20 protein-coding genes are annotated in these 20,034 nt (G+C 65.4%); 4 read left to right on the top strand and 16 right to left on the bottom strand.

Translation table 11 applies throughout. The annotated features are described in order from the left end of the window. Positions 1-12 precede the first annotated feature (12 nt). From ACZI8R_RS09935 to thyX, 3 genes are read right to left on the bottom strand one after another with little or no spacing between them, the layout of a single operon-like run. Positions 13-1,995, bottom strand: coding sequence for a ribonuclease J (locus ACZI8R_RS09935; RefSeq protein ID WP_463379432.1), 1,983 nt, complete (start codon positions 1,993-1,995; stop codon positions 13-15). Continuing rightward, positions 1,995-2,900 carry a 4-hydroxy-tetrahydrodipicolinate synthase gene (gene dapA, locus ACZI8R_RS09930; RefSeq protein ID WP_463379431.1) on the bottom strand — a complete coding sequence of 302 codons (906 nt, stop codon included), beginning with the start codon at positions 2,898-2,900 and terminating at the stop codon, positions 1,995-1,997. The genes ACZI8R_RS09935 and dapA overlap by 1 nt, the downstream gene beginning before the upstream one ends. 43 nt (positions 2,901-2,943) lie before the next feature. Continuing rightward, a complete protein-coding gene (gene thyX, locus ACZI8R_RS09925) occupies positions 2,944-3,696 on the bottom strand; it encodes an FAD-dependent thymidylate synthase (protein ID WP_463379430.1) in 753 nt (250 codons plus the stop codon). Positions 3,697-3,803: 107 nt separating this feature from the next. Between thyX and ACZI8R_RS09920 the strand changes: the two genes are divergently transcribed. The 3 genes from ACZI8R_RS09920 (at position 3,804) to ACZI8R_RS09910 (ending at position 5,708) form a co-directional block, all read left to right on the top strand. After that, the gene (locus tag ACZI8R_RS09920; protein WP_463379429.1) at positions 3,804-4,649 is read left to right on the top strand and encodes a tyrosine-protein phosphatase; all 846 of its coding nucleotides are present in this window, start codon (positions 3,804-3,806) and stop codon (positions 4,647-4,649) included. Between the two features lie 31 nt (positions 4,650-4,680). After that, positions 4,681-5,172, top strand: a complete 492-nt coding sequence (locus tag ACZI8R_RS09915) for a toxin-antitoxin system HicB family antitoxin (protein WP_463379428.1) — start codon at positions 4,681-4,683, stop codon at positions 5,170-5,172. Positions 5,173-5,273: 101 nt separating this feature from the next. Beyond that, on the top strand, positions 5,274-5,708 hold the full coding sequence (locus tag ACZI8R_RS09910) for an SRPBCC family protein (protein ID WP_463379427.1): 435 nt from the start codon (positions 5,274-5,276) through the stop codon (positions 5,706-5,708). A 40-nt stretch (positions 5,709-5,748) separates the two neighbouring features. Here ACZI8R_RS09910 and ACZI8R_RS09905 read toward each other — a convergent pair whose 3' ends face one another. From ACZI8R_RS09905 to ACZI8R_RS09870, 8 genes are all read right to left on the bottom strand, one after another. Continuing rightward, positions 5,749-6,150: a flavodoxin family protein gene (locus ACZI8R_RS09905; RefSeq protein ID WP_463379675.1), complete on the bottom strand. Its 402-nt coding sequence runs from the start codon at positions 6,148-6,150 to the stop codon at positions 5,749-5,751. A gap of 60 nt (positions 6,151-6,210) precedes the next feature. After that, positions 6,211-6,681, bottom strand: a complete 471-nt coding sequence (locus tag ACZI8R_RS09900) for a hypothetical protein (protein ID WP_463379426.1) — start codon at positions 6,679-6,681, stop codon at positions 6,211-6,213. Next, a complete protein-coding gene (dapB, locus tag ACZI8R_RS09895; RefSeq protein WP_463379425.1) occupies positions 6,678-7,436 on the bottom strand; it encodes a 4-hydroxy-tetrahydrodipicolinate reductase in 759 nt (252 codons plus the stop codon). The genes ACZI8R_RS09900 and dapB overlap by 4 nt, the downstream gene beginning before the upstream one ends. Before the next feature lie 82 nt (positions 7,437-7,518). Beyond that, on the bottom strand, positions 7,519-8,625 hold the full coding sequence (locus ACZI8R_RS09890) for an alcohol dehydrogenase catalytic domain-containing protein (RefSeq protein ID WP_463379424.1): 1,107 nt from the start codon (positions 8,623-8,625) through the stop codon (positions 7,519-7,521). A 14-nt stretch (positions 8,626-8,639) separates the two neighbouring features. After that, complete coding sequence (locus ACZI8R_RS09885) at positions 8,640-9,998, bottom strand: M16 family metallopeptidase (protein WP_463379423.1); 1,359 nt, start codon at positions 9,996-9,998, stop codon at positions 8,640-8,642. A gap of 161 nt (positions 9,999-10,159) precedes the next feature. Continuing rightward, positions 10,160-12,439 (bottom strand): polyribonucleotide nucleotidyltransferase, encoded by a 2,280-nt coding sequence (locus ACZI8R_RS09880; RefSeq protein WP_463379422.1) that lies wholly within the window; start codon positions 12,437-12,439, stop codon positions 10,160-10,162. A 412-nt stretch (positions 12,440-12,851) separates the two neighbouring features. Further along, positions 12,852-13,121: a 30S ribosomal protein S15 gene (gene rpsO / locus ACZI8R_RS09875; RefSeq protein WP_463379421.1), complete on the bottom strand. Its 270-nt coding sequence runs from the start codon at positions 13,119-13,121 to the stop codon at positions 12,852-12,854. 113 nt (positions 13,122-13,234) lie between these two features. Then, entirely contained in the window at positions 13,235-14,209 is a 975-nt protein-coding gene (locus ACZI8R_RS09870) for a bifunctional riboflavin kinase/FAD synthetase (RefSeq protein WP_463379420.1), read from the bottom strand. 151 nt (positions 14,210-14,360) lie between these two features. Here ACZI8R_RS09870 and ACZI8R_RS09865 point away from each other — a divergent pair, with 151 nt between their 5' ends. After that, complete coding sequence (locus tag ACZI8R_RS09865; protein ID WP_463379419.1) at positions 14,361-15,080, top strand: metal-dependent transcriptional regulator; 720 nt, start codon at positions 14,361-14,363, stop codon at positions 15,078-15,080. 6 nt (positions 15,081-15,086) lie between these two features. On the opposite strand, the gene truB is transcribed toward ACZI8R_RS09865, so the two are convergent. Genes truB through ACZI8R_RS09840 form a run of 5 tightly spaced genes read right to left on the bottom strand, consistent with a single transcriptional unit; the run spans position 15,087 to position 20,033 of the window. Next, positions 15,087-16,001 (bottom strand): tRNA pseudouridine(55) synthase TruB, encoded by a 915-nt coding sequence (truB, locus tag ACZI8R_RS09860; protein WP_463379418.1) that lies wholly within the window; start codon positions 15,999-16,001, stop codon positions 15,087-15,089. Between the two features lie 24 nt (positions 16,002-16,025). Beyond that, positions 16,026-16,688, bottom strand: coding sequence for a 4'-phosphopantetheinyl transferase Npt (npt, locus tag ACZI8R_RS09855; RefSeq protein ID WP_463379417.1), 663 nt, complete (start codon positions 16,686-16,688; stop codon positions 16,026-16,028). Next, a complete protein-coding gene (locus ACZI8R_RS09850) occupies positions 16,685-17,614 on the bottom strand; it encodes a metallophosphoesterase family protein (RefSeq protein ID WP_463379416.1) in 930 nt (309 codons plus the stop codon). Before ACZI8R_RS09850 ends, npt begins: the two co-directional genes overlap by 4 nt. Positions 17,615-17,633: 19 nt before the next feature. Next, complete coding sequence (locus tag ACZI8R_RS09845; RefSeq protein WP_463379674.1) at positions 17,634-18,986, bottom strand: MATE family efflux transporter; 1,353 nt, start codon at positions 18,984-18,986, stop codon at positions 17,634-17,636. 33 nt (positions 18,987-19,019) lie between these two features. After that, the gene (locus ACZI8R_RS09840; protein ID WP_463379415.1) at positions 19,020-20,033 is read right to left on the bottom strand and encodes a DHH family phosphoesterase; all 1,014 of its coding nucleotides are present in this window, start codon (positions 20,031-20,033) and stop codon (positions 19,020-19,022) included. Position 20,034 lies beyond the last annotated feature (1 nt).

The following is a 20,034-nucleotide window of genomic DNA, read 5'->3' as shown; positions in this document are numbered from 1 at the left end:
ATCGAAGCCCCGTCAGGGAACACCGATCACCGTGGGAACGATCATCGGCCGACGGCGGTACTTGTCCGCGACCCACCGACCCACGACACGGCGAATCGCCTGCGCGATGCGATGAGTGTCGGTCACGCCCTCCCCCGCCAACCGGAGCAGTTCGGCTTCGACCAGCTGAGCTGCATCGGACAACGCGTTCGGGTCGTCCGAGAATCCACGACCGGACACCTCCGGCGTGCGCACCGACTTGCCGGTCGTCTCGTCGATGACCGCGGTGATGGCGATGAACCCGCCCTCCCCGAGCACGAGCCGGTCCGACAGTGTCGAATCGCCGACATCGCCCACCGACAATCCGTCCACGTAGACGTGTCCGACCGGGACCTGACCCACGATCTCGGCCAACCCGTCGACCATGTCGACGACCACGCCGTCCTCGGCGAGCACGATGCGATCCTCGGGAACCCCGGTCGCTTTCGCCAGTGCCGCGTTGGCACGCAGGTGGCGCCACTCGCCGTGCACGGGCATCGCGTTGGTGGGGCGCACTGCGTTGTAGAGGTACAGGAGCTCGCCGGCCGATGCGTGGCCGGAGACGTGCACCTTCGCGCTCTGCTGGGTGACGACGGTCGCGCCACGCTTGGCGAGGCCGTTCACCACCGTGAACACGGAGTTCTCGTTGCCCGGGATGAGCGACGATGCCAGCACGACCAGGTCGTTCGCCCGAATGTTGATCTGCCGGTGCTCGCCACGCGCCATCCGCGACAGAGCGGACAGCGGCTCGCCCTGCGAACCGGTGGAGATGAGCACGAGCTTGTCGTCCGGCAGGTTGGCCGCCGTGTCGATGTCCACGACCAGCCCGTCGGGAACGCTCAGGTACCCGAGATCCTGTGCGATCTGCATGTTGCGGACCATCGAACGGCCGACGAACGAGATCCGGCGGTTGTACCGGTGCGCGACGTCGACGACCTGCTGAATGCGGTGCACGTGACTGGCGAACGACGCGACGATCACTCGTTGCTTCGCCTTACCGATGACGTTGTCGAGTACGCCGCCGATCTCACGTTCGGGAGTGACGAATCCGGGGACTTCCGCGTTGGTCGAATCGACCAGGAACAGGTCGACGCCTTCGTCACCGAGTCGCGAGAATCCGGCGAGGTCGGTCAGTCGTCCGTCGAGCGGCAACTGGTCCAGCTTGATGTCACCCGTGTGCAGAACAACGCCGGCGTCCGTGCGGATCGCGACCGCGATCGCGTCGGGAATCGAGTGGTTGACCGCGAAGTACTCGCACTCGAACGGGCCGTGGGTGGTGCGCTGCCCCTCGATCACCTCGACCAGGTTGGGTCGCTGACGGTGCTCACGGCACTTGGCGGCCACGAGCGCGAGGGTGAACTTCGAGCCGACGACCGGCAGGTCCGGACGCAGACGCAGCAGGAACGGCACCGCGCCGATGTGGTCCTCGTGTCCGTGCGTGAGGACGACCGCCTCGACGTCCGCCATCCGATCCTCGATATGCCCGAAGTCGGGAAGGATCAGGTCGACGCCGGGCTGCTGGTCCTCGGGGAACAGCACACCGCAGTCGACGATCAGCAATTTGCCCTGGTGCTCGAACACCGTCATGTTGCGGCCGATTTCGCCGATTCCGCCGAGCGCGACGACACGCAAACCCTTGAACGGTGCCTTCGGAGGGGAGCCGAGCCGAACGGACGCGTCGACGGGGGCCGGTGCCGAACCGCGCGAATCGGAGCGTCGGCCACCGCCGGAGCGGCGGGACTTGCCGGAGCCCGACTTCGACGATCCACCCTTCGCAGCCCCACCCTTGGCGGAGGCTGCCTTGACAGGCCTCTGCGACGCCTTCTTGGGCTCCTCCGCAGCAACAGCCTCTCGCGTGGCCTTCTTCTCGGTCACGGGCTTTTCTGCGACGGGCTTCTCCACAGCGGGCTTTTCCACAATGGGCTCGGGTGGGCCGGCCTGACGGCTGGCGCTACGTCGACGAGGGGGACGGGTCATCAGAGAACTCCTGCTGCGTGAAGATCCGCTGCCAACCCATCGATCATGTCGTGGGTGGGAGCAACCTGCGGCAAGCGCGGCTCCCCCACATCCAGACCGATCAGCCGTAGACCGGCTTTCGATGCACTGACACCGCCGAGCCTTGCGACGGACCGGATCACTGGGATGAGGCTGAGGTTGATGGCGCGGGCACGCGCGATGTCGCCCGCGAGGAATGCGCTGTGCAGTTCCCGAAGACGACCGGGAACGAGATGCCCGATGACGCTGACGAATCCGACTGCGCCGACGGACAGCCAGGGCAGGTTGAGCGGATCGTCACCGGAGTAGAACTGCAGATCCGTGGTGCCGATCAATTCGGCGCCGGCATTGAGATCACCCTTGGCGTCCTTGACCGCGACGATCCGCGGATGTTCCGCGAGCAACCGGATGGTGTCCGTTTCGATCGGAACCACCGAGCGCGGCGGAATGTCGTACAACATGACCGGCAGGTCGGTCGCGTTCGCGACTGCACTGAAGTGCGCGAACAGACCGGCCTGGGGCGGACGTGAGTAATAAGGGGTGACCACGAGGAGGCCCTGCGCACCGGCGCGGGCCGCGTCGCGCGCGAGCTCCACACTGTGTGCGGTGTCGTTGCTACCGGCACCTGCGATGATCTTCGCGCGATCGCCGACCGCGTCGATCACCGCACGGAGAAGCTCGAGCTTCTCGTTCTCGGTGGTGGTCGGTGATTCGCCGGTCGTACCCGCCAGAACCAGTCCGTCGCAGCCGTTCTCGACCAGGTGAGCGGCGAGCCGGACGCCCGCATCGACATCCAACTTTCCGTCCGAAGTGAACGGAGTCACCATCGCGGTGGACACTGTGCCGAACGGACGCTCGACTGCGAAAGCGGATTCACCGTAGGTCATGGTCAGAAGGCTACCCGGTGAACACCCGACTGCTGCACGGCACTCACGTGTCGAGTGAATACGGAGTTCTGGCCACGGAAGTGCCGTCGCCGAGTTCCACCGTCTCGAAGTCGCCGAACACGTTGGGGGCCACCTCGCGTAGTTGGCGCAGACATTCGACCGCCACTCCTCGAATCTCGACATCGGCGTGTTCCGTCGCCCGCATGGCGATGAAATGACGCCATGCTCGATAGTTGCCGGTGACCACCAGGCGCGTCTCCGTGGCGTTGGGCAGCACCGACCGCGCCGCCTGACGAGCCTGCTTGTTCCGCAACGGTGCACTCGGTACGTCGGCGAGTTTGACTTCGAGCGCTGCGAGGAGCTTCGAGTACGCCGCGCTGCTCGCCTCGGTCGCCTCGGCGAACAGCGCCTCGAGCTCGGGGTCACCCGCGATGGCAGGGGGTGGCACGACGTCCGCGTCGTCCTCTCGGACGAAACGTTGCGAAAGCTGCGAGTACGAGAAGTGGCGGTGACGAATGAGTTCGTGCGTGCACGAGCGCGAGATGCCGCTGATGTAGAAGCTCACGCTCGCGTGCTCGAGGACCGACACGTGACCGACCTCGAGGAGGTGCCGCAGGTAGCCCTCGTTGGTAGCTGTGCGCGGGTTGGGCTTGGACCAGCTCTGATAGCAGGCACGCCCCGCGAACTCGGCGAGGGCCTCGCCACCATCCGCGTCGGTCTCCCACGGAATGTCGTCGGGTGGAGTGAACTCTGTCCGGGCCACCAGTTGCACCTTCAACGACACCGATCGTGGCACGGTTCGATCTCCTTCTCCAGCGTTTGCGCTCCGACACTATCCCCGCGACGATCACCTCGGCTCACCCGGCACCTTCCGACCCCTTCGGCGACAGGAACATTCCCGTCATGGCGACAGCATTCTCTCGCGCACTCCCCCGAACACTCACCACGCTCGCGGCAGCAGGACTATTCGGATCGTCGCTCCTCGGCGCGGCCCCGGTCGCACTCGCTCAGCAGCCCGCCGGCCCGGCTCTACAGCAACCTGCCGTGCCCCGTACGGAGCTCGATCATTCACTCGGACTCGCGGGCGTGGCCAACGCCCGCGACATCGGGGGCTACGAGACGGCGGACGGCGAGACCGTCCGCACCGGAGTCGTGTTCCGGACGGGCTCACTCGACCACGCCACCGATCAGGATCTGAATACATTGTCGGCCGCCGGCGTCACCCACGTGGACGATCTCCGCACCGTGTACGAGCGCACCGTCGCACCCGACCGCATACCCGCAGGTACACAGGCCGCCTGGTACGACGTGCTTGGCGGCTCGCCCCTGACGACTCTGGTCGACATGCCTGCCGCGTATCGGGCATTCGTCGACGGGCCCGGAGCGAACGAGGCTTTCGCCGCGGTACTGCATGACGTAGCGACCTCCGACGGCGTAGTCCTCTACCACTGCTCGGCGGGTAAGGATCGCACCGGATGGGCGACCGCCGTCATCCTGAGCGTCCTCGGCGTACCGAGGGAAGTCGTCACCGAGGACTTCTTGCTCAGCAACACCTACCGAGGCGCGGATCCTGCCAACCCCGGACTGAACGGCGTCAGCGCCGATTGGTTGAACGGCGCGTTCGACGCCGTCGACAGGAAGTACGGGAGCGTCGACGAGTACGTATCCCGCGGGCTCGGCCTGTCGGAGTCCGAGGTCGATCGACTGAAGGAACGTCTCCTGACCCCCTATCGGTCACCCCACCCTTGACTGACGTCACTTATGACGTCACCATGACGTCATGGACCTGAACAAGTACACCGACCGCCTCGACGCGGATATGCGCGCCGCAGCGGCACTCGGCGACGACAAGACTCGCGAGACCGCACTGGCGCTGGCGGCTGCCACTTCACCCGCACTCAAACTCGTCCTCCTCTCCGCACTCGGCGAATTCGCCGGTGAGGTGTCGGAGGCGCTGGGCGACCGACAGGTCTCGGTGCGCCTCGACGGCGAAGAAGTCGTGCTCGACGTGACGAAGACGCCTACCGCGACCACCGAGAACGGCAACGATGACACCACCGACGCCACGCATGACGCCTACGACACCAAAACCGCCTTCGACGACCTCAGCGGCGACGTGAGTCGCGTGACGCTCCGACTCGTCGAACAGATCAAGGAGCGTGCCGAGGAGGCCGCAACGCAGAACGGTGTTTCCCTGAACTCTTGGGTGTCGCAGGCTGTGCAGGGAGCACTGCGCGATCAGATGCGGCGTAACGGGATGGACAAATTCTGAACCGACTCGCAGGCTCCGCACACGCAGCATTCCGACAGTGATGTAATAGCGTCACATCAGCCACACGGTGAATGTGTCATGTGTACGAAGGAGCGATCGAGATGGCCGTATCGGGCGACAAAGAATTCGAGATCAAGGCCGATCCGGCAACAGTCATGGCCGCGATAGCTGCTGTGGAACGCCTCCCCGAATGGTCGGGTCCGCACAAGTCCGTGGAGGTTCTCAGCACCCACGACGACGGCCGCCCCAACCGCGTGCGCATGTCGGTCTCGATCCTCGGAATCAACGACGACCAGGTCGTCGACTACACGTTCACCGGCGACGACACCGTTTCGTGGACCTTGGTGGAGAGCTCCCAGCAGAGTTCGCAGGAAGGCTCCTACGTCCTCTCACCGTCGGGCTCCGGAACGAAGGTGCACTTCGAGCTGACCGTCGATCCGAAGGTTCCGCTTCCCGGATTCCTCGTGAAGAAGGCTCAGAAGTCCGCACTCGAAACGGCGAGCAAGGGTCTCACCAAGTTCGTCGAAAGTCTCTGAAAAAGTAGACGAGTGAAGTCCGGCGGCGTTGCCCCGGACTTCACTCCATCAGCTGTGCGGCCACCGTCGCGCCCAGTTCCCAGCACGCTTCGAGGTCTGCTTTCTCCGGCTTGCCCGACACCGTGACGTAGCCGGCGGCCTTCTCCCAGCCGAGTCCGGTCGTGATGGAGTCGACAGCCTTCTCCGCGCCTTCGGTGCCCTCGTTTCCGTGCAGGTACAGCCCGAACGGACGACCCTTGGTCGAGTCGAGGATCTGGTAGTACGCGCAGTCGAACGCGTGCTTGAGGGCGCCGCTGATGTATCCGAGATTCGCCGGGCTGCCGAGGAGGTAGCCGTCGGCCTCGAGCATCTCGGCCGGCGAGACCGTGAGCGCCGCACGACGGACGACCTCGACACCCTCGATCTCTGGATCGGTCGCACCGGACACGACAGCCTCGAACATGGCCTGTGTGTAAGGCGACGGCGTGTGATGCACCAGGAGCAGAGTTTTCACACCTACAGGCTACTGGCCCTGACGTTCGACTCGTTCGAGTTCCACTGCCCGGCGCATCGTCTCGCGTGCGCGGCCCCTGTCCCCCGCATGGTCGTACGCCCTGGCCAAGCGGTAGGAATTACGCCAGTTGTCGGGGTCCTCTTCCCACTCCGACTTCACCTGCGCGAACATCGCGTCTGCAGCGTCACGGTCGATGCGGCCGGACGGCCTGCGCGGAAGATCCGACACATCCAACTCGAGACCTTCGTCGTGAATCCGCTTGGCCAGATGCTGGTGAGCGAAGCCGGCGCGCAACGTCGCAACGACGATCCAGACTCCCAGGAACGGAAGTATCAGTACTCCGATACCCAACCCGACGGCCGCGACGCCGCCGTGCTGGATGAGGCTCACGCCGCGCTGCCCCAGCAACACGAAGTACACGCCGAGTGCCGCCACGAGGAACGCGATCAATGCGACCTTGCGGGTCACCTCGTTGTTCACAGGTCGAGGAACGGATCGAGTCCCACGGTCAGACCGGGGCGTTTGGCGATCTCACGGACGCCGAGCAGTACGCCGGGCGCGAAGGAGCTACGGTCCATCGAATCGTGACGGATCGTGAGGGTCTCGCCCTGAGTCCCGAGCAGGATCTCCTGGTGTGCGATCAGCCCGGCGAGGCGAACGGAATGCACGCGCACGCCGTTCACGTCCGCGCCGCGCGCACCCTCGAGTTCTGAGGTCGTGGCGTCGGGGCTGCGCGGGGCACCGGCTTTGTCTCGCGCGGCAGCAATGAGCCCGGCCGTGCGATATGCGGTGCCGGACGGCGCATCTGCCTTGTTGGGGTGATGAAGCTCGATGACCTCGACGGAGTCGAAGAAGCGTGCGGCAGCTTCCGCGAACCGCATGGAGAGCACGGCGCCGATCGCGAAGTTCGGGGCGATGAGAACACCGACGGACGGCTGGTCGGCAAGCCAGGATCGAACCTGCTCGAGCCGAGCGTCGTCGAAACCGGTGGTGCCGACAACCGCGTGGATGCCGTTGCGCACGAGGAACTCGAGGTTGCCCATGACCACATCGGGGTGCGTGAAGTCGATGACCACCTCGGTCCCCGACTCCACGAACGACTCCAACGAGTCGTTGTGGTCCACCTTCGCGACGAGTTCCAGGTCGGGGGCCTGCTCGACGGCCTCGCACATCGCCTTGCCGACCTTGCCCTCGGCTCCGAGAACTCCGACCTTGATCGCGTCTTCTGCGCTCACTTCTCCACGCTCCGTCCAGTCACAACGATTCGAGAGAAGCCTACGCAAATTGGATTCGGCGCCACCAGCCGGATGCCGTCGGTCAGTCGAAGAGAATGACCTGACGGATTGCGCGTCCGTCCGCGAGCTCGTCCATTCCCCGATTGATGTCGTCCAATGCGATCGTGGACGACACCAGCTTTTCGACGGGCAACGCACCGGAACGCCAGAGGTTCTCGTAGATCGGGATATCCCGGGCCGGCACCGCGGATCCCAGGTAGCTACCGATTATCGTGCGGGCCTCGGCGACGAGGGCCAAAGGCGAGATCGACGAACGCGCATCGGGTGACGGGAGTCCCACCGTGATCGTCCGGCCGCCGGGCGCCGTCGCTGCGACTGCCGATTCGAATGCTCGGGCGTTTCCGGCCGCCTCGATCACGATCGGCGCGCGCACGCCGTGTTCGCTCACCTCGTCCGGTGTGTAGGCGGCCGTCGCGCCGAGTTCGCGCGCCGCGTCGAGCTTTTCGCTCATGGTGTCGACTGCAATCACGTCCCCGCCGCCGAGCGAGACGGCAGTGAGAATTGCCGCCATCCCGACCCCGCCGAGTCCGAACACCATGATCGCCTCGCCAGGTTGTGGCCGCGCCGCGTTGAGAATTGCCCCGCCGCCGGTGAGAACAGCACACCCCAGAACCGCGGCCACTTCAGGAGGAACGTCGTCACCGACCGCAACCACCGACTTGCGGTCCACGACCGCATACGTGGCGAATCCGGACACTCCGAGGTGGTGGTTGACGTTCTCGCCGTCGCGCTGGAGCCGTGAACCTCCACCGAGCAGGGTTCCCGCGTTGTTGGACGCCGTCCCTGCGCTGCACGGCATCACGCCGTCGGTCGCGCAGCCATCGCATTCACCGCACCGAGGCAGGAACGTCATCACCACGCGCCGGCCGACGGTCAGGTCGTCGACACCCGCCCCGACCTTCTCTACGATTCCCGCAGACTCGTGTCCGAGCAACATCGGCACCGGGCGCACCCGGTTTCCGTCCACGACCGAGAGGTCCGAATGACAGAGACCCGCCGCCTCTATTCGTACGAGAATCTCACCGTCGCCGGGCTCGTCGAGTTCGAGCTCGGCGATGGAAATCGGTCGCGACTGGGCGAACGGACGCGCCCGGCCGATTTCTTCGAGTACGGCACCACGAATTCTCATCGCACGATCCTCCTCTATCGAACGATCCCCCGCACGGAAGCAGGCAGATCGCGAACCCGCCGATACGGACCGACCACGGCTACCCCGAAAGGCCTCTGCAACAGTATGCGGGCTACTTCACGCACCTCCGCGGTCGTGACCGCGTCGATTCTGGTGAGTGTGTCGGAGATGCTGCGGTGATTGCCGTAGTTGAGTTCGCTTCGTCCGAGACGATTCATCCTGGACCCGGAGTCTTCGAGGCCGAGCACCAACGCACCACGCAAAGCGCCTTTCGCGCGGGCACATTCGGCATCCGTGATGCCCTCCGCGGCCACGTTCGCGAGGATCTCACGAACCACCGTGACCACCTCGCCCAGATTCTCCGGCTGGCATCCCGCATACACGGAGAAGGCGCCGGTGTCAGCGAAGGTGTCGACACCCGAGTAGACGGAGTACGCGAGTCCGCGCGCTTCGCGGACTTCCTGGAACAGCCGCGAGCTCAGCCCTCCCCCGACTGCGGCATCGAGCACCGAGAGCGCCCACCGATGGCCTTCGTGCCTACCGAACGCTCGAACTCCCAGTGAGATGTGCACCTGTTCGCTGTCGCGTTCGGTGACGCTGAGAGTCGGCGGGGTGTCGATACGTATCCGGCCCTCGCGCCGCGGAGCGGGCTCGCCGTGCTCGGCGAGTTTGCCAGCGAATGCTCGCACGGCCAGTTCCACGACGTGCTCGTGCTCGACGTTGCCCGCAACCGCCACGACCATGCGCTGCGGGGTGTATCGGCGGGCGTGGAAGGAGTGCAGTTGCGCACGAGTCATCGATTCGACCGACTCGGTCGAACCGATCACGGGACGGCCGATCGGATGATCACCGAACATCGCCGTCAAGAAGTCGTCTCCGAGCAGATCCTCGGGATCGTCGTCGCGCATCGCGATCTCTTCGAGAACCACCTGACGCTCGACGTCCACATCGGATGCCCGGCAACGTCCACGGAGGACGACATCACTGACGAGATCCAATGCCAGAGGTAGGTCGTCGTCGAGAACGTGCGCGTAATAGCAGGTCTGTTCCTTCGTGGTGAAGGCGTTGAGCTCGCCGCCCACCCCGTCCATCACCTGCGCGATGTCGAGCGCGGAGCGAGTAGGGGTGGATTTGAAAAGTAGGTGTTCGAGGAAATGTGCGGCGCCGGCCACGCGCGGTTGCTCGTCCCGCGAACCGATACCGACCCACACTCCGACCGAAGCGGATCGCACGCCGGGCACGTGCTCGGTGACGATACGCAGACCGCTGGGAAGAACGGTGCGGCGAACACCCGTGATCGGACTTCCGGACGGGGTTGCGCGAATCAGGGTCGCAGTGCGACTACGCGCGGTGTTGCGCTCGTTCTTTGCCATGAATCGGTCAGCTGGTCCTCGAGTGTCATTGGGTCGGAATGCCGGAAAACCGAACGATACACGCGAAGCAACGACACCGCCCGCAGCCCTCGAGAGGGCTGCGGGCGGTGCTGTCGTTCTACGTGCGTGGCCGCTATCAGGCCACAGCGGCGGGGCCGCTATCAGGCCTCGGCGTCGGCCTGAGCAGGCTCCGACTCGGCTGCGGCTGCGTTGTCGCTGTTCTCCTCGACGGGGACCAGCGAGATCTTGCCGCGGTTGTCGATGTCGGCGATCTCGACGCGGATCTTGGATCCGATGCTGACCACGTCTTCGACCTTGGCGATGCGCTTGCCGTTACCCAGCTTGCTGATGTGGACCAAGCCGTCGCGGCCCGGCAGGAGAGAAACGAAGGCACCGAAGGCGGTGGTCTTCACGACCGTGCCCAGGAACCGCTCTCCGACCTTCGGCAGCTGCGGGTTGGCGATGGCGTTGATCTTGTCGATCGCGGCCTGTGCGGACGGGCCGTCCGCTGCACCGACGAACACCGTGCCGTCATCTTCGATCGAGATGCTGGCGCCGGTCTCCTCGGTGATCGAGTTGATCATCTTGCCCTTGGGGCCGATGACCTCACCGATCTTGTCCATCGGGACCTTGATGGTGGTGATGCGCGGTGCGTACGGGCTCATCTCGTCCGGAGCGTCGATGGCCTCGGCCATGACCTCGAGGATCGTGGCACGTGCGTCCTTGGCCTGCGACAGCGCACCGGCCAGCACCTTCGACGGGATGCCGTCGAGCTTGGTGTCGAGCTGCAGAGCCGTCACGAAGTCCTTGGTACCGGCGACCTTGAAGTCCATGTCACCGAAGGCATCTTCGGCGCCGAGGATGTCGGTCAGTGCCACGTAACGGGTTTCGCCGTCGACCTGGTCGGAGACGAGGCCCATTGCGATGCCGGCAACCGGAGCCTTCAGCGGAACACCGGCGTTGAGCAGACCCAACGTCGACGCACAGACGGAGCCCATCGAGGTCGAGCCGTTGGAGCTCAGAGCCTCGGACACCTGGCGGATCGCGTAGGGGAACTCCTCGACGCTGGGCAGCACCGGCATCAGCGCGCGCTCTGCGAGGGCGCCGTGGCCGATCTCGCGACGCTTCGGCGAACCGACACGACCGGTCTCACCGGTCGAGTACGGCGGGAAGTTGTAGTGATGCATGTAGCGCTTGCTGGTCTCGGGACCGAGCGAGTCGACCTGCTGCGCCATCTTGACCATGTCCAGAGTGGTGACGCCCAGGATCTGGGTCTCGCCACGCTCGAACAGAGCCGAGCCGTGCGCACGCGGGATGACCGCGACCTCGGCGGACAGCGAACGAATGTCCGTGATCCCGCGACCGTCGATACGGAACTGATCACGCAGGATGCGCTGGCGAACCAGCTTCTTGGTCAGCGAACGGAACGCTGCACCGATCTCCTTCTCGCGACCCTCGAAATCGGGAGCGACCTTCTCGAGCACCTCGACCTTGACCTCGTCGGTCTTGTCGTCGCGCTCCTGCTTGCCCGCGATGGTCAGCGCTGCGCTGAGCTTCTCGGACGCAGCCGCCTCGACAGCCGCGAACACGTCGTCCTGGTACGCGGGGAACAGCGGGAAGTCACCGGTGGGCTTCGAGGCCTTCTCGGCGAGCTGCTGCTGTGCGGTGCACAGACGAGCGATGGCCGGCTTGGCGGCCTCGAGGCCCTCGGCCACGATGGCCTCGTTCGGAGCCTGAGCGCCACCGTCGATCAGGGAGATCACGTTGTCGGTGGCCTCTGCCTCGACCATCATGATCGCGACATCGGCATTGTCACCGGAACCGGACACGATGCGACCGGCCACGACCATGTCGAACACAGCATTCTCGAGCTGCTCGACGGTCGGGAACGCGACCCACTGGCCCTTCTTGTTCTCCTCCGAGGTGATCAGCGCGACGCGCACACCACCGACGGGTCCGGAGAACGGCAGGCCGGCGATCTGGGTCGAAGCGGAAGCCGCGTTGATCGCGACCACGTCGTACAGATCCTGCGGGTTCAGGCTCATCACCGTGACGACGACCTGGATCTCGTTGCGGAGACCGTCGACGAACGACGGACGCAGCGGCCGGTCGATCAGGCGGCAGGTGAGGATGGCGTCGGTCGAGGGGCGGCCCTCGCGACGGAAGAACGAGCCGGGGATCCGGCCCGCGGCGTACATGCGCTCCTCGACGTCCACCGTGAGGGGGAAGAAGTCGAAGTTGTCCTTGGGGTGCTTGCCCGCGCTGGTGGCGGACAGCAGCATCGTCTCGTCGTCGAGGTAGGCGACAACGGCTCCGGCGGCCTGCTGTGCAAGGCGTCCGGTCTCGAATCGGATGGTGCGGGTGCCGAAGCTCCCGTTGTCGATCACGGCGGTCGACTCGAACACGCCTTCGTCGACCTCTACTGCAGAATTTTCTGTCATCTTCGTCTTTTCTCTTCGTCGTCTTTGTTTCTGGGGCTCGCATCGGAGCGGGATGTGTCGAACCTCATCCGCGGCGACGGCCATCGATCGAAGTTGCCGGACAGCGATGAAATCCGCGCCGAGGGCGCGGGCTCGCTGCCTTCCGGCAACCACTACCGAGGACCGACCAGCCGATACGATTCGACTCCTGCGTAGCGAGCGGACGGTGCCTGTGGCTCCCGTCCCGGGGCGCAGGCGAAATCACGCATCCACGAACCCCTGTGAACACTACCATCGCAGGTGTAAATCCCAGCGCATTCTCGCAGGCGCTCGACCTTCGGTACCGAGATGCGAAATGCCCGCCCACCGAATGGTGAACGGGCACTTCGACGGCCGCGCGACACGGCGGGCCGTGTCGACGGATAGTCCGACGTCAGCGACGCAGGCCGAGGCGCTCGATGAGCGAACGGTAGCGTGCGATGTCGACCTTCTGGACGTACTTGAGCAGACGACGACGACGTCCGACCAGCAGCAGGAGGCCGCGGCGGGAGTGGTGGTCGTGCTTGTGCGTCTTGAGGTGCTCGGTGAGTCCGACGATGCGCTTGGTGAGCATGGCCACCTGCGCCTCCGGCGAACCGGTGTCGGTCTCGTGCAGGCCGTACTCGCCCAGAACCTGCTTCTTTTCTTCGGTGCTCAGTGCCACTTGCTTCACTCCTGGTGATGACGTTCGCGCAAAAAGGATCGAATCTCGGCGGAGCCACCGCGAACCGCAGCCCACACCAACGGAACAGCCTACCAGGCCGAACGTGACCGAATTTACCGCGCAGGCTCGGAGGAGGAGAGGATCTCGCGCGCGTTGTCCGCGTCGTGCCCCATGGCGACCACCAGGTCGTCCACGGAGTCGAACTTCTCCATCCCGCGCAGCCGTGCCACGAGATCTACCGCCACGTGCTGTCCGTAGAGGTCGGCCTCGCGATCGAGCACGAAGGCCTCGACCGTCCTCGTACGTCCGGAGAACGTCGGGTTGGTGCCTACGGAGACGGCTGCCATGTAGCGCTCGCCCTGCACAACTGTCCCCAGGTCGGCGCCAGGGCCGAGCACGGTGAACCAGGCCGCATACACGCCGTCTGCAGGAATCGCAGAGAACATCGGGGGCGCGACGTTCGCCGTCGGATATCCGAGTTGACGCCCACGGCCGTCTCCGTGCACGACGACACCCTCGACTCGGTGTGGACGCCCCAGCGCCTCGGTCGCGGCCGCCATGTCCCCTGCATCGACGCACGCGCGGATGTAGGTGGACGAGAACGTCACCGCATGCTCCGCGAGCAGAGTCACACCATCGACGGCGAACCCGAATCGTTCACCCATCTCGCGCAACATGGAGACGTCGCCGGCTGCTTTCTTTCCGAAGGTGAAGTTCTCCCCCACCACCACCTCGGCGACGTGCAGACGCTCGACGAGAATCTCGTGCGCATACCGTTCGGGGGTGAGCTTCATGAACTCGGCGGTGAAGGGCATGACGCAGAAGACGTCGATACCGAGTGATTCAGCGAGTTCCGCGCGACGTGCCAGTGTCGTCAACTGGGCGGGATGACTCCCGGGGCGGACGACTTCCATCGGATGCGGATCGAATGTCATGAGGACACTCTTGATCCCCCGCTTGCGCGCGGACTCGACCGCACGCGAGATCAGCTGGGCGTGCCCTCTGTGCACACCGTCGAATACGCCGATCGTGAGAACACAACGACCCCAGTCGGCCGGAACCTCGTCGAGACCACGCCATCTCAGCACGCCTGGCAGCCTACGGCCCCGAGCGTCGATCTTCATCTCCGGTGGGCACATCCGTGGACGTGTCCGGCCGTGCGGTCGCTTTCCTGCTGGTGAGAGTGCTCACGCGTGTGTTGCCGTGTACGCGCCCCAGCGTTTGCCTAAGCTCGACTCCGTGGTGGGCAACAAGAAGGAACAGAACGCCGTCCCGGACGAGACGACCGAACAGGTGTCGCTGTCCGCGGTGGCGCAGGACTATCTCAAGGTGATCTGGACCATCCAGGAGTGGTCCCACGAACGCGTGTCTACGAAGCTGCTGTCCGAGCGGATGGGGGTCTCCGCCTCGACCGTGTCGGAAGCTATCCGCAAACTGTCGGACCAGGGCATGGTCGATCATGCCCGCTACGGATCGATCGCCCTCACCGATGCCGGCCGTACCGCCGCCATCGGCATGGTGCGCCGTCACCGCCTCATCGAGACGTACCTGGTCCAGGAACTCGGCTACGGCTGGGACGAAGTTCACGACGAGGCGGAGATCCTCGAGCACGCGGTGTCGGATCTGATGGTGTCGCGGATGGACACCAAACTCGGTCACCCCGAGCGTGATCCGCACGGCGACCCGATCCCGACCGTCGACGGGTCGATACCCACACCTCCCGCTCGCCAGCTGAGCGACTTCGCGAAAGGCGAATGCGGCACGGTCGCTCGAATCTCCGATTCCGATGCCGAAATGTTGCGCTACTTCGACTCGGTGGGCGTGGCCCTCGACGTCCAGGTCACCGTGCTCGAACGCCGCGATTTCGCCGGCACCGTGTCGGTTCGACTCGATGCGAGCGCTGAGAGCGACGCAATCGAGTTGGGAAATCCTGCTGCACAGGCGATCTGGCTGGTCTGATTCGGCTCAGCGCAGCGTGGCCGGACGCACCACCATCACCGAACTCGCCCGGCGCCCTCGCTCCTGGAGAAGTGCGATGGTGTGACCGCTCGGATCGATCGCCGCATACACGCCCTTGATTCCGATGGTCGTCAGCCATCGCCCCTGGCTGATCGATTCGGCCTCGTCGGCATCGATGTGGCGGTGCGGAAACGCAGTCTGCGCGGCAGCATCTATGTCGAGACTGACCGCGGGGTTCTCGGCCAGTTCGTCCAGTGTCAGAGCGTGATCGAGTGTGAACGGACCCACCCGAGTGCGACGCAACACCGTCAGGTGTCCGCCCACACCGAGCGCCCGCCCGAGATCGCGCGCCAACGCGCGAACGTAGGTGCCCGAAGAGCAGTCCACCTCGACGTCCAGGTCCACGAACGTGCCCGACGTCCGCCTCGCCGTCACCTCGAAGCGGTCCACGGTCACCGAACGCGCTTCCAGTTCGACCTCTTCACCGGCGCGAACGAGGGCGTGCGCGCGCTGACCGTCGACCTTGATCGCACTCACGCTGGACGGGACCTGCGAGATGTCTCCGGTCAGAGTCGCAATGTGCGAACCGACCTCCGCATCCGTCAGATGCGCCGCATCATGGGATTCGACGGTCTCGCCCTCCGCGTCGTCGGTCGTCGTGGACGCGCCGAGGCGAATGGTCGCGGTGTACGCCTTCGTGGTCAGGGCGAGAAGTCCGAGCATCTTGGTCGCCCGCTCGATCCCGAGCACCAGAACACCGGTCGCCATCGGATCCAGGGTTCCCGCGTGCCCCACCTTGCGGGTGTTCAACAGTTTCCGACACCGGGCGACGACATCGTGGCTGGTGATCCCGGCGTCCTTGTCCACGACGAGAAGACCGGCACCGACCAGTCCGGACGAAGGCTTTTCATGTGGAGGCACGTCTGACGATTCTGCCAGGACCGATCACACCACCGAAATCGCCGTGAGAATCAGTCCGTCCGCGGTCAGCCATCGTCCGTCGAACGAGGCCAACGGCGGGCCGTCCACCGTCTCACCGGAGACGAGCAGATCCGACCGGAACGTTCCCGAGGTTCCGTCCGCTCCCTCCTGAATGGTGATGTGCGCGTCCTCGAACCCCAACCACCGCTGGGTCAGTGGAAACCACGCCTTGTACGTGGCCTCCTTGGCGCAGAACAGCAGGCGATCCCAGTGCACTCCCCGGTCCGTACCGGTGCCGGCAAGCCACTCCCGTTCCTGCTCGAGACTCACGGCAGGCAGCACGCCGTCCGGCAACGGGGCGTTCGGTTCCGCATCGATGCCCAGCGACCGCACCTGCATCGAATACCCGAGCACCGCACCTCGATAGCCGTCACAGTGAGTGAGGCTCCCGACGACACCACGTGGCCAGATCGGAGAACCGCGCTCGCCACGCAGGACGGGCCCCTGCTCCACACCCAGCCGAGTCATCGCGAGCCGTGCACAGTGCCTCGCCGTGGTGAACTCACGCCGACGCTTCTCCACCGCCCTGCCGATCAGCGCTTCCTCTCGGGGGTGGGGCGCAAGGCCGGGCGGGTCCTCGTACAGTTCGGCCGACGCGACACCGGTCGGGAGAATCCGCTCGATCACGACCGCCGCCCCGCTCGCATCTTCTCCACTTCCGCTTCCTGTTCGGGCGTGACCTGGAAGTGGCCGCCCCATTTGTTGAGAGTCCCGGGTGGATACTCGGGCACCGGCAGGATCTGACGGAGCACATTCTCGGGCAGCCCACGCTTCTTCCACTCGCGCGGATAGCCCACCGAGACTTCCTCGAACCGAACACCGTCGTAGTAGGTGGTGCGTGGGATGTGCAGGTGTCCGTAGACCGCGCACACCGCGTTGTAGCGGATGTGCCAGTCCGCCGTGAGATCCGTTCCGCACCAAAGTGCGAATTCCGGATACCAGAGCACATGCGTCGGCTCGCGCACCAGCGGGAAATGGTTGATCAGAATCGTGCGGGTCCCGGGCGGCAGTGCGTCCAGACGCTGTGCGGTCAGCTCGATCCGACTACGACACCAGGCATCGCGGGTGGCGAACGGCTCGCTCGACAGCAGGAACTCGTCGGTGGCCACGACGTTCTTGTCCCGCGCGATCGCCAAGCCCTGGGTCTTGGTGACAGCGCCCTCCGGCAGGAAGCTGTAGTCGTACAGGAGGAACATCGGCACGATGGTGACCGGGCCGTCTTCTGCCTCCCACACCGGATAGGGATCCTCCGGGGTGATCACGTCGAGTTCGCGGCACAGGTCGACGAGGTACTCGTACCGTGCGGCCCCGTAGATCTGCACGGGGTCTTTGGCCGTGGTCCACAGTTCGTGGTTTCCGGGCACCCAGATGACCTTCGCGAAGCGCTCGCGCAACGTCTTCAGCGCCCAGCGGATGTCGTCGGTCTTCTCCGACACGTCCCCCGCCACGATCAACCAGTCGTCCGGGCTGTCCGGATACAGGTCCTCGGTGATCGGACGATTACCACGATGACCGACGTGGATGTCGCTCACCGCCATCAGTTTGGCTGCCACCTACCGCTCCCCTTCCCACTCACCGTTCGTCGTCGGCCTTCACCTGAAGGTCCGCACCCGACACTGCCCAGCGGCCGGAGCCGACACGCCAGACCACCGCGAGCATCCGCAGAACTATGAACACCGTAAGCCCCGACCAGATTCCCGCGAGACCCCAACCCTGCACCATCGACAACCAGATCAGCGGCAGAAACCCGACGAGCGCACACATCAGCGTCGCGTTGCGCAGGAACGCGACGTCCCCGGCGCCGAGCAGCACTCCGTCCAGTGCGAACACCACGCCGGCGATCGGCATGACGGCGACGAAGAACCACCATGCGACGGCCATCTCGTCCAGAACGTCGGCATCCGTCGTGAACAGTCCGGGAATCAGGGTGTGACCGAGTGCGAACACGACAGCCAGTCCCAGCGCGAAGATCGCGGACCACAGGGTGACGCGTCGCGACAGACGCCTGGCCCCGCCGATTCGACCGGCACCCAGCGCTGCACCCACGAGCGTCTGGGCGGCGATGGCAAGCGAATCCAGGGTCAAGGTCACGAGGTTCCAGAGCTGCAGTACCACTTGGTGCGCCGCAACCGACGCTGCCCCGAACCGCGCCGCGACGGCGGCTGCCGACAGGAAGCACGCCTGAAACGCGAGACTCCGCATGATGAGGTCCCTACCGAGCAGCATCTGCGCGCGCATCACGGACCAACTCGGCGTGAGCGGGACCCGTTCACGTACCAGCGCGCCGACGAACAGGGCCGCCGACACCGACTGCCCCAAGACGTTGGCAACCGCCGAACCCTCGAGCTCCATGCGAGGCGCACCGACAAGCCCATGGACCAGCGCTGGGCACGCAACAGCGGACACGACCAGGCCCGCGATCACGAACCGAAGCGGTCGCATCGTGTCCTGGACACCGCGCATCCATCCGTTCCCGGCCATCCCGGTCAGAATCAGCGGAGTGCCGAACACCGCGATGCGCAACCAACTCTCCGCGGCCGCAGCGATGTCCGACCCGCCGGCGATCACCGAAGTCACGGGGCCCGCACACAGTTGGACCACGACGATCACGATCGCTCCCACGCCCCAGGCCAACCAGGTCGCCTGCACGCCCTCACGTACCGCTGCCCGCTCGTCACCGGCACCGTGTAACCGGGCGGCGCGCGCGGTGGTCCCGTAGGACAGGAAGGTGAGCTGGGTACTCAGCTGGGCGAGGACCAGGCCGCCCACGGCAAGGCCCGCGAGCGCCAGCGCCCCGAGGCGTCCGACCACGGCGATGTCGAACAGCAGATAGAGCGGTTCTGCGGCAAGAACGCCCAGCGCAGGAAAGGCGAGTCCGAAGATGCGCGACGAGGGGACGTCGTCCGTCTCGTCGTGCGCACGCACCTTGTCACTACCGGACGTATCCGACCCCAAGTCTCACCCGAGGGTCTCGAGCAGGACGGCGACGACGTCTTCCCAACTGGTCTCCGCGGTGTAGCCTGCTGCGAACCGGTGTCCCCCACCGCCGAGTAGGCCGGCGACAGCGGACACGTCGACGTCGTACTTCGAGCGCAATGACACCGCCCACGTTCCGTCGGCCGCTTCCTTGAGTACGGCGGCCACCTCCGCCTCGGCAGTGGTCCGCACGATGTCGATGACGCTCTCGATCTCCTCGGAACGAAGACCTCCGACATCACTGCGTCTGATGACGGCGTACACGAGCCCGCGTCCCTCGGCGGCTTCCTGCACGAGCGTCGCCGACGCGAGGACGGACGACAGCATGGGCAACCACCCGAACGGATGCGTGTCCAATAGCCGCCGAGCGATCCTCGAGCCGTCGATCCCGGTCGCCAACAGGCGTTCGGCAAGGGTGTGCGTCCCGGGCCGAACCCAGCGGAACGAACCCGTGTCCGTGACCAGTCCGGCGTAGAGGCAGTGCGCCAGGTCTTCGTCGATCTCGATGCCCCACAGATCGAACAACGTCGCGAGGACCGCGGTGGTCGACTCGGCCCGCTCGTCGATCAGATTGATCGACCCGAACCGCGTGTTCGACCTGTGATGATCGATGACGAGCACTTCACGCGCCGAGTCCACGCGGTCGGCAAGGCGGCCGAGTCGACCTGCGCTCCCGCAGTCGACGGTGACCAGCAGGTCGACCTCTCGCTGCAAGCGATCTGCCGCGACCAGCAGATGCTTGCCTGGCAGCTCACGCATAGATTCCGGCAGCTCGTCGGGGGAACCGAATGCGACCTGAACCGGTATGCCCTTGCGTTCGAGCACCATGCCGAGCGCGAGGCCACTGCCGATCGTGTCGGCATCAGGCTGTACGTGGCACAGCACCGTCACCGAGGTCGCGTTCTCGAGAACCGAGACGACACGCGCCTTGCACATCTCGAGCGTATCGAGTTCGGACAGATCGGCCGCCGGAGTTCGTTCCACGGCAGGGGTCATG

It is taken from the genome of Rhodococcus huquni (assembly GCF_055231055.1).
The sequence above is the reverse complement of the archived record's forward strand: the minus strand, read 5'-3'. Positions and strand labels throughout refer to the sequence as shown.